This is a genomic window from Spirulina subsalsa FACHB-351 (genome assembly GCF_026130165.1).
In the GTDB taxonomy this organism is placed as follows: Bacteria; Cyanobacteriota; Cyanobacteriia; order Cyanobacteriales; family Spirulinaceae; genus Spirulina_A; species Spirulina_A subsalsa_A.
Map to the genome: position 1 here is coordinate 40,202 of NZ_JAIHOM010000028.1, position 8,999 is coordinate 49,200.

At 49.3% G+C, this 8,999-nt stretch carries 7 protein-coding genes; 3 read left to right on the plus strand and 4 right to left on the minus strand.

What is annotated here, in order from left to right; all coding sequences use genetic code 11:
• The first annotated feature begins 230 nt into the window (after window positions 1-230).
• Together K4A83_RS07580 and K4A83_RS07585 are read left to right on the plus strand one after the other, a co-directional pair.
• Window positions 231-818, plus strand: coding sequence for a type IV pilin-like G/H family protein (locus tag K4A83_RS07580; protein WP_265263869.1), 588 nt, complete (start codon window positions 231-233; stop codon window positions 816-818).
• Window positions 819-944: 126 nt separating this feature from the next.
• Window positions 945-3,152, plus strand: coding sequence for an O-linked N-acetylglucosamine transferase, SPINDLY family protein (locus K4A83_RS07585; RefSeq protein ID WP_265263870.1), 2,208 nt, complete (start codon window positions 945-947; stop codon window positions 3,150-3,152).
• Window positions 3,153-3,296: 144 nt separating this feature from the next.
• On the opposite strand, the gene secF is transcribed toward K4A83_RS07585, so the two are convergent.
• From secF to K4A83_RS07605, 4 genes are all read right to left on the minus strand, one after another.
• On the minus strand, window positions 3,297-4,256 hold the full coding sequence (gene secF / locus K4A83_RS07590; protein WP_265263871.1) for a protein translocase subunit SecF: 960 nt from the start codon (window positions 4,254-4,256) through the stop codon (window positions 3,297-3,299).
• Window positions 4,257-4,307: 51 nt separating this feature from the next.
• Window positions 4,308-5,708, minus strand: a complete 1,401-nt coding sequence (gene secD / locus K4A83_RS07595; RefSeq protein ID WP_265263872.1) for a protein translocase subunit SecD — start codon at window positions 5,706-5,708, stop codon at window positions 4,308-4,310.
• Between the two features lie 34 nt (window positions 5,709-5,742).
• Window positions 5,743-6,726 carry an alpha-ketoacid dehydrogenase subunit beta gene (locus K4A83_RS07600; RefSeq protein WP_017305540.1) on the minus strand — a complete coding sequence of 328 codons (984 nt, stop codon included), beginning with the start codon at window positions 6,724-6,726 and terminating at the stop codon, window positions 5,743-5,745.
• Window positions 6,727-6,921: 195 nt separating this feature from the next.
• On the minus strand, window positions 6,922-7,635 hold the full coding sequence (locus K4A83_RS07605) for an NnrU family protein (protein ID WP_265263873.1): 714 nt from the start codon (window positions 7,633-7,635) through the stop codon (window positions 6,922-6,924).
• Between the two features lie 225 nt (window positions 7,636-7,860).
• Here K4A83_RS07605 and K4A83_RS07610 point away from each other — a divergent pair, with 225 nt between their 5' ends.
• Window positions 7,861-8,868 carry a LysR family transcriptional regulator gene (locus K4A83_RS07610; RefSeq protein WP_265263874.1) on the plus strand — a complete coding sequence of 336 codons (1,008 nt, stop codon included), beginning with the start codon at window positions 7,861-7,863 and terminating at the stop codon, window positions 8,866-8,868.
• Window positions 8,869-8,999: the final 131 nt, after the last annotated feature.

Here is an 8,999-nt window from a genome sequence, read left to right on the forward strand (position 1 = left end):
CAATCTAGGCTTTCTGCTTCAGCACCAGATCAGGCTTTAGGTCAGGCTAGCACTAAGAGCAAGCAGCACCAAGGGGATGAAATCCGGCCATCCCATTCAATTTTGTAGTTCCCTGAACGGGGAGAGAAAAAATTTTTTGCGGGGAGGTGATAGGAAATGGGATTAAGCTGGGTAACTTACGGTCATAAGCGGAGAAATCCAGCTACGTCAATTGATAGGAGAGAGTCATCATGAGACCGGAATTTCAAGCGAAGTTCTTGATGCACCTGAACGGGAAGAAAAAAGGGGATGAAGGTTTCACCCTGATTGAACTGCTAGTTGTAATCATTATTATTGGTATTTTGGCAGCTATTGCACTGCCCTCCTTGTTGGGTCAAGCCAACAAAGCCAAACAGTCCGAAGCTCGCCAAAACGTGGGTTCTGTGAACCGCGCTCAACAAGCCTTTGCCTTGGGTAGAACAGAATTTACCTCTCAGTTAGCTGAGTTAGGCATTGGGATTAAGAGCCAAACGGATAACTACGTCTATGTGCTGAAAACCAGTGCGAACAGAGATGGTGCGGCTAACTACGGTGCGGCTTACAAACCCGCTCTGAAGAGTTATGTTGGGTTAAACGTCACCGCTCAAGGCGACACAACAACGGGTGAAGTTTTAACCTTAACCGGAACTTGCGAAAGCCTGAAACCTGCTAAAGTGAACACCCCCACGGATGCTGCTATTGCTGTACCCACTAAACTGGGTCCTGATGGCGCGCAATGTGCTAATGCTCCCAGCAATGGTGCTTTCTCCGATGGTTGGAAAGATTTATCTGGTGGCTAATTTTCAGGATGGGGTACTGGCTTAAACCAACCTCAATTATCTCAATTTAATCCTGTCAGGGGTAGTGTAGGGAACTGCACTACTTCTTTATTTTGTCTTGATTTCACAGCAGGTTATCCCATCAATATGGCAACTCTAGAACAGTGGCAACAGGAAGCACAACAGGCCTATTTAGCGGGGGATTATGTTCAAGGGGCTTTCGCCTATGAACAGGCGCTACAGATTGCCCCGGATCAGGTGACTTTATACTGGTATTTGGGCTTAATGTTGCTGTTACAGGGTAAACCCTCGGAAGCTCAAACCACTTGGCTGATGGTGATGTTGGAGGGGGATGAGGAGACAGTAGAACGTTGGACGCTGGAGTTGGTGGGGATCTTGACTCAGGAGGCGGTGCGTCAGGAATTGTTAGGGGAGGGGGAGCAAACTTGGAGGATTCGGGAGGAAATTCGGGAGTTGGCACCGGGGGATCTCCAAAATCTGTTTGAGTTGTTGCGGTTAGCCATCACCCAAAATCGTTACAAGGGATCGGAACTCGAAGAGTGGGGCGTAATCCCCCTAGTACAATCGGGGCTTCCTTTAGACTTTGCCCTGCTGTTAACGGTGCTGGAAGCCCTCTTTAGCCATGATGCCCGCAATCCGGCTTTAATCCCCCTCATGGAGGCTAGTCTTGCCTATGCTCAAGAGGACAGCCAAAAAGTGGCGCTGTTGAACTTCTGTTTAAAAGTAGGGGTGGCTTTAGGGTATTCTCAACGCCACCCCGGAATTGCCGCCCAACTTTGTGAACTGGGGTTACGTCTTGATCCTCGTACTCCTGAACTGGTCAATCTCCTAGCCCGTTTATACCAAAACTCTAATCAATTTGACCAAGGTTTAGAAATGGCGCGCTTTTACGCCACACTGGTGGAGGAATTGCCCGATCAAGTGTTTGCCAGTAAAGGTCTGTTGCGTGCCTTGATGAGTACGGGAGGGCATTGGCAAGAAGGATTTGAGCAGTTTCTCTGCCATGAACAACTGCTTGAACAGTTGATGGTGCAACAGCCGGAACTCACGCCTCTGCAAGTCTCCCGCCTTTATAGTACCTACTTCTTTGCGCCCTATTTTCGCGATCGCGCCCCAGAAAACCGTCATCTCCAGAACCAAATCGCCCAACTCTGCCAACACAACGCCCAAATTCATCACCGGGAGTTAGTCGAAAAATATCAAAAAGCCAACCAACACCCCCGCAATCCGAAGCACCCCTTACGGATTGGCTACCTCTCCCACTGTTTGCGGACCCACTCCGTTGGTTGGTTAGCGCGATCGCTCATTCAACACCACAACCGGGAAAACTTCCAACTCTACGCCTATTTCATCACCACCCCCAACACCTACGATCCCCTTGAAAATTGGTATAGTCAACAAGTCCATCAAACCTACAAATCCACCCAAGCCCTAGAACTTGCCGAACAAATCCATCAGGATCAAATTGATATCCTTGTAGACTTAGATAGTCTCACCCTTGATGTTGGCTGTGCCGTAACAGCCCTCAAACCGGCCCCCCTCCAAATCACTTGGTTAGGGTGGGATGCCTCGGGAATCCCTGCCATAGATTACTTTATCGCCGATCCCTACGTTTTACCCGACAACGCCCAAGACTACTATCACGAGAAAATCTGGCGCTTACCCCACACCTACATCGCCACAGACGGCTTTGAGGTGGGGATTCCGAGCTTAAACCGTCACCAGTTAAACATCCCCCCCCATGCCGTCATTTACTACAGCGTACAACACGGCTATAAACGCCATCTCCACACCATTAACCTCCAACTGGAAATCCTCAAAGCAGTGCCGAACAGTTATTTTTTAGTCAAAGGGGCCGCCGACTCCGAAGCCGTGAAACGGGTGTTCTTAACGATGGCCGCACAAACTGGAGTAGAAGCGGAACGCTTTCGCTTTCTCGACATTGACGACAGCGAAATGACCCACCGGGCTAACTTAGGCATAGCCGATATTGTCCTAGACACCTATCCCTACAATGGTGCCACCACTACCCTAGAAACCCTGTGGATGGGGGTTCCCCTTGTGACCAAAGTCGGTCAACAGTTTTCAGCCCGCAATAGTTACACCATGTTAAAAAATGCAGGCATTACGGAAGGGATTGCTTGGAGTGATGAGGAATATATTCAATGGGGGATTCGTTTAGGTCAAAATCCCACCTTACGGGATACCATTGCCGGGAAACTCAAACAAGCGCGTTATCAGGCTCCCTTGTGGAATGGAAAACAGTTTACCCGAGAAATGGAGCAAGCTTATCAGGCAATGTGGCAGCACTTCCAAACTCAACGGAACCGCTGAGTAAGGCTCTAATCCCGAGAATAGGGGAGCGGGGGAGCAGGGGAGCAGGGGAGCAGGGGAGCGGGGGAGAAATTCCCTATTCCCTATTACCTATTCCCTAGCCCCAGGAGTAGAGTTATTCAGCAAGCCCTAATTATTACCCCCTTAAACTTCTTCCGAAACGGGGGTATCGGTGACAGCCATTGTTCCCACCCCTTGACGTTCTCGCCAGAGGGCTAATAGGGTACTGGCGATAAAAATACTCGAATAAGCCCCACTAATAAAGCCCACAATTAAGGCTAAGGCGAAAAATTTTAAGGTTTCTCCCCCAAAAAGGAAAATGGCGAACAAGGGTAAAACTGTGGTGACGCTGGTGTTGATAGAACGAGTTAAAGTATCATTAACGGCTCGGTCTACAATGTCACTAATAGATTCTCCCCCCTCACTATTGGCACTGGTTTCTCGAATACGGTCATAAATCACGACTGTATCATTGACGGAGAAACCGATAATGGTTAACAGGGCAACTAAAAATAGGCTGTCAATTTCGACCCCTAACGTTAAGCCTAAAATGGCAAACACCCCGGCCGCAATCAGGACATCATGGACAAGAGCGAGAATAGCAAAAATAGCGTAGTCGAATTTAAAGCGAAAACTGAGATAAACCACAATGCCAAAAAAGGCTGTCAGGAGGGCACCAATACCGGAAATAAATAACTCCTGACCGATGGTGGGGCCAACTGTGTCAATTTGTACCGTTTGGGGGTCAAACTCGCCGATTTCGTTGGTTAGGAGTTGTTGCAATGCCGTCCGTTCCACGTCGGTGAGGGTTTGGGTGCGAACGGAGAGGGTGTAATTCTCGACAATTTGAATAGAACTCCCTTCTAATCCTTCTTGGGCTAAGATATTCCGGACTTCGGAGACATCTATGGGGTCGCCACAGCTATCGGTTGCCACACAAGCGAGGGATAGCTGTAGTCTTGTCCCCCCGACAAAATCTAAACCCGGTCGTAGGGGTGCGCCGAATTGAGTCCAGCACACCACCATGGCGATTAAACTAATTAGACAGGCGATGCTGGAAATGATCCACCATAATCGCTGTTGCTTGATAATATCGAGTTTCATTTTAATCCTCCTGCGAAACTGCCCAGAACAAAAGCGTGATAAACTCTCCCGTTAAGCTTGGGTGCGTAAATTGGGACAAAAGAGTTCTGGTTTTTGGCGAACGCCGGGCATTCCTAAGACAATGGCTAACATAAAGGTGCGGCTACAGGTGAGGGCAGTAAACATACTGACTAATACCCCAATGGCGAGGGTAAGAGCAAACCCTTTCACTAGGCCCGAACCGAGCCAGAATAGGGCAGCACAAGCGATGAGGGTGGTCACGTTGCTATCTAAGATACTGGAGAAGGCGCGGTAAAAGCCCGATTCTACGGAACGATAGAGGGTTTTCCCTGCGCGTAATTCTTCCCGGGTGCGCTCAAAGATCAGGACGTTGGCATCAACGGCCATGCCGATACTGAGGATAAATCCGGCAATCCCGGGGAGGGTGAGGGTGACTCCGACGAGGGCGTAACAGCCGAGGGTTAAGAGGGCGTAGATAATCAGGGCGAGATCGGCGATCGCACCGGGTAAGCGATAATAGACCACCATATAGACCAATACTAGGGCTAAACCCGATAAACCAGCCACCACACTCCGGTTCACACTATCCCGCCCCAAGGTTGCCCCAACGGTGCGGTTTTCGACAATTTCCACGGGGAAGGGTAGGGCCCCACCTCGTAACTGAATGGCTAAACCATTGGCTTCTTGGAGGGTGAAATTCCCAGTAATTTGCGCCCGGCCGCCTGTAATCCCGGTTTCGGCGTACTCAATGGATACGGTGGGCGCGCTAATTAACACATCATCTAAGAAGATCCCTAACCCTCGCCCGGTTCCTGCGACGGATTTGGTCAACTCGGCAAACTTATTGCCTCCTTCGCCATCAAAGACAATATTGACTTGCCAGCGATCGCTTGTGCCGATAGTTCCAGCCCTTGCATCCCGCAGATACTGCCCAGTCAGGTCGGTGGACTCGAACAGTTCCGCTAAAGCTTGATTGGCTAAATCCACTTGCTCTTGAGCGGCGGCAATGTCTTCAGGAGAGGCATTTTCGCTCCGTAGGGCTTCTAATTCGGCTTCGGCTAAGTCACGCAAGTTCAGTTGTGGGATGAGTTCGGTTTCTGTGCCGCGTTTTTGGCTTTTGAACTCTAACTGAGCCGTACCTTGGAGGACTTTTTCCGCCTGTTCTGGGTTACTCACTCCCGGCAACTGCACCACAATTTTATCCGGGTTAACGGTTTGGATAATCGGTTCAGCCACCCCTAAACCATTGACCCGATTTTCCAGCACTCGTTTCACATCGGCGAGGTTTTCGGTGGTAACATCGGGAAATTCGGCGGTGGGTTGAACTTGTAACGTGAGACGCGCCCCTCCCTTCAAGTCAAGGCCGAGGTTAAGCGGCATGAGGATCAAAATGGCGATCGCGGCGGCCACCAAGGCCAGAATAAAAGCTATCGTCAAACGTTGTTTTTGCATGGTGTTTTGAGCGTTGCCAGTAATCGCGAGTGGGTTAAATGCGCATTTCTACAATTTTCTGCACCGCTTCCACAATTTGGGGCGGTTGCACAATGGTTAAATGCTCTAATTTGCCATTGTAGGGGGTGGGAATATCTTGGGACGATAATCGCATCACCGGGGCATCAAGTTCATCAAACAACTGTTCATTAATCAAGGCCATGACTTCGGCGGCCACTCCGGCGGTTTTCATACATTCTTCTACGATAATCACCCGATGGGTTTTGCGCACCGATTCCCGGATGGTTTCCATATCAATGGGTTTGAGGGAAATCAGGTCGATAATTTCCGGGTCGTAGCCCTCTTTTTTCAAGGTTTTAAGGGCTTGTAAGCAGTGATGCCGCATCCGGGAGTAGGTCAGGATGGTGACATCTTTCCCGGAATGAACCACTTCGGCTTTATCTAACGGACAGAGATATTCATGATCCGGTAAATCTTCTTTGAGGTTATAGAGCAGAACGTGTTCAAAAAATAGAACGGGGTTTTCATCTCGGATGGCCGCTTTAAGCAGACCTTTGGCATTATAGGGGGTGGAACAGGCGACAATTTTTAACCCCGGGACTGCTTGGAAATAGGCCTCTAATCGTTGGGAATGTTCTGCCCCCAGTTGCCGCCCCACCCCTCCGGGGCCACGAATTACGAGGGGAATGGTGAAGTTGCCGCCGGAGGTATAGCGTAACATCCCGGCATTATTGGCAATTTGGTTGAAGGCGAGCAGGAGAAAGCCCATGTTCATCCCTTCAATGATGGGGCGCAGTCCCGTCATGGCAGCCCCGACGGCTAAACCTGTAAAGCTGTTTTCTGCAATGGGGGTGTCTAGAACTCGCAAATCGCCATATTTTTTGTACAGGTCTTTGGTGACTTTATAGGAGCCACCATAATGACCCACGTCTTCTCCTAGGACAAATACCCTAGGGTCCCGCGCCATTTCTTCATCTGTTGCCGCACGGAGGGCATTAAAAAACAGAGTCTCTGCCATGCACTTTTACCAGTAGAGGGTATAGGCGATCCTATCATTGAACTGTGTCTGAGGGTAGGGAGTCGGGAGTCGGAAACAATTAGGGCTTGTTGAGTAACTCTCCTCGTGGGGCTAGGGAATTGATAATTGATAATTGATAATTGTCAATTGTCAATTGTCAATTGATAATTTCTCCCCCGCTCCCCTGCTCCCCATTTACCAAGGCACCCTAGCTGTAACCGTCATTAACCAAGGATGCCCCCACCAAAAGAGCAGGACAAAGGCCGCAACTCCCGCATAGGCAGGGCGGAGAAATTCCCGCAGTTCTAGGGTTTGGCGACCTTCCCAAATGGCGCGGAAGGGGATAACCGAAGTGCGGGCTTTGGCTTGGCGGAAGGCTTCGCCGTAGCGCTGTTCTAAACGGCGATCGCCATGCCAGACGGCGAAGAGATGATGAGCAATCAAGCCCAAGGATGTCACCACCATAAAACTGGTGCCTAACCAAAGGGTATGGGCGACACACCAGATAATCTGTCCCACCATTTGGGGGTGGCGGGTAATGCGTATAATCCCCTGTTCATGAAGGTGAACCTGGGGTTTTTGAATGGCGGCCACTTCCAACAAGTTAAAGGTGGAGGGGTAGAGGAAGAGGAAAGACAGGGCGCTTAAACTCCAGACGACGGCTTTCACCCCGGGGACTCCCTGCACTTGCCACAAGAGCGCTCCATCATAACGGTGGTTGAAGAAGTAGATCACTAAGATGGTGGCGAAGGGGACACTGACTAGGGCAAACAGAACCCGATAAAGGCGAGCGCCGATCTTCTGTTCCCCCCAAGCACGGAGGGCGGCGAGTCCACTATGGGCGATCGCAAAACCCAACAACAAAGCCAACATGATGCTATGACTAGGGGTAAACCAAGAATTGATCATAAAAATTAACGTTTTTTAATATTTGGACTAAAGTCAATTTGCGTTTAGGGTTGGTTAAGTAACACTAATGATTGTAAGAGGACTTGTTCCCCTGTTGTGATACTGTCAATTTCAGGAACCAATCGACAATTCAGCTTTGATTGACCTATAACTTCCTTAAATCACACGGATCAAAGCCCTTGATTCTCATGGTTCGCTTTTTTCCTCATTCTCTTTTTGGGCATTATGTCTGAAATCCCTTTCACTCTAGACCAACTCCGTATCCTCAAGGCGATCGCCGTTGAGGGGAGTTTTAAAAGGGCGGCGGATAGTCTTTACGTTTCCCAACCCGCAGTTAGTCTGCAAGTGCAAAACCTCGAAAGACAGATGAATGTCCAACTGTTTGATCGAGGAGGGCGCCGGGCAAACATGACCGAAGCGGGACATTTACTCCTCAACTACGGGGAGAAAATTCTCAGCCTCTGTCAAGAAACCTGTCGGGCCATTGAAGATTTACAAAATCTCCAAGGGGGAACCCTCATTGTCGGAGCTTCCCAAACCACAGGAACTTACTTATTGCCTCGGATGATTGGTTTTTTTCGCCAACGTTATCCTGATGTTGCCGTACAACTTCAAGTCCACTCCACCCGTCGCACGGCTTGGAGTGTGTCCAATGGACAAGTAGACTTAGCCATTATTGGCGGAGAAATACCGGCCGAACTTCAGGATACTCTAGATGTTCAACCCTACGCTGAGGATGAACTCGCTTTAATTTTGCCCGTGTTTCACCCCTTGGCGAAACAGGACACCATTCAAAAAGAAGACCTTTATAAACTCAACTTTATTACCCTAGATTCTCAATCCACCATTCGCAAGGTGATTGATTACGTCTTGACGCGCTCGGAAATTGACCCCAAGCGCTTAAAAATTGAAATGGAACTCAATTCCATTGAAGCGATTAAAAACGCTGTACAAGCAGGGTTAGGGGCTTCTTTTGTCTCGATTTCTGCGATTGAGAAAGAACTTCAGATGAACATTCTGCACCGAGCGATTATTGATGAAGTGGTCGTTAACCGCACCCTGTCGGTGATTATCAACCCCAATCGTTATCGTTCCAAGGCTGCGGAGGCATTTATTCAGGAAATTCTGCCTGAATTTGCCACGAATCGGGATTTTATTCTCCCGCCTAGAAGTTCTGAGAATAACCGCAAAAATAAAGCGGAAGCTAAAGCTATTGCTGAAGCAGAAGTTTAGTCAGGTTTATCTGCAATGTCGGGTGAAGACCCTCGGTTTTACCGACGGGATGAAACCCGACCAGTATAGAAACAGCGAAGCACGACTCTTTAGCTAAGGCTCAGGGATCACTCTTAGCATGACAATTTGTG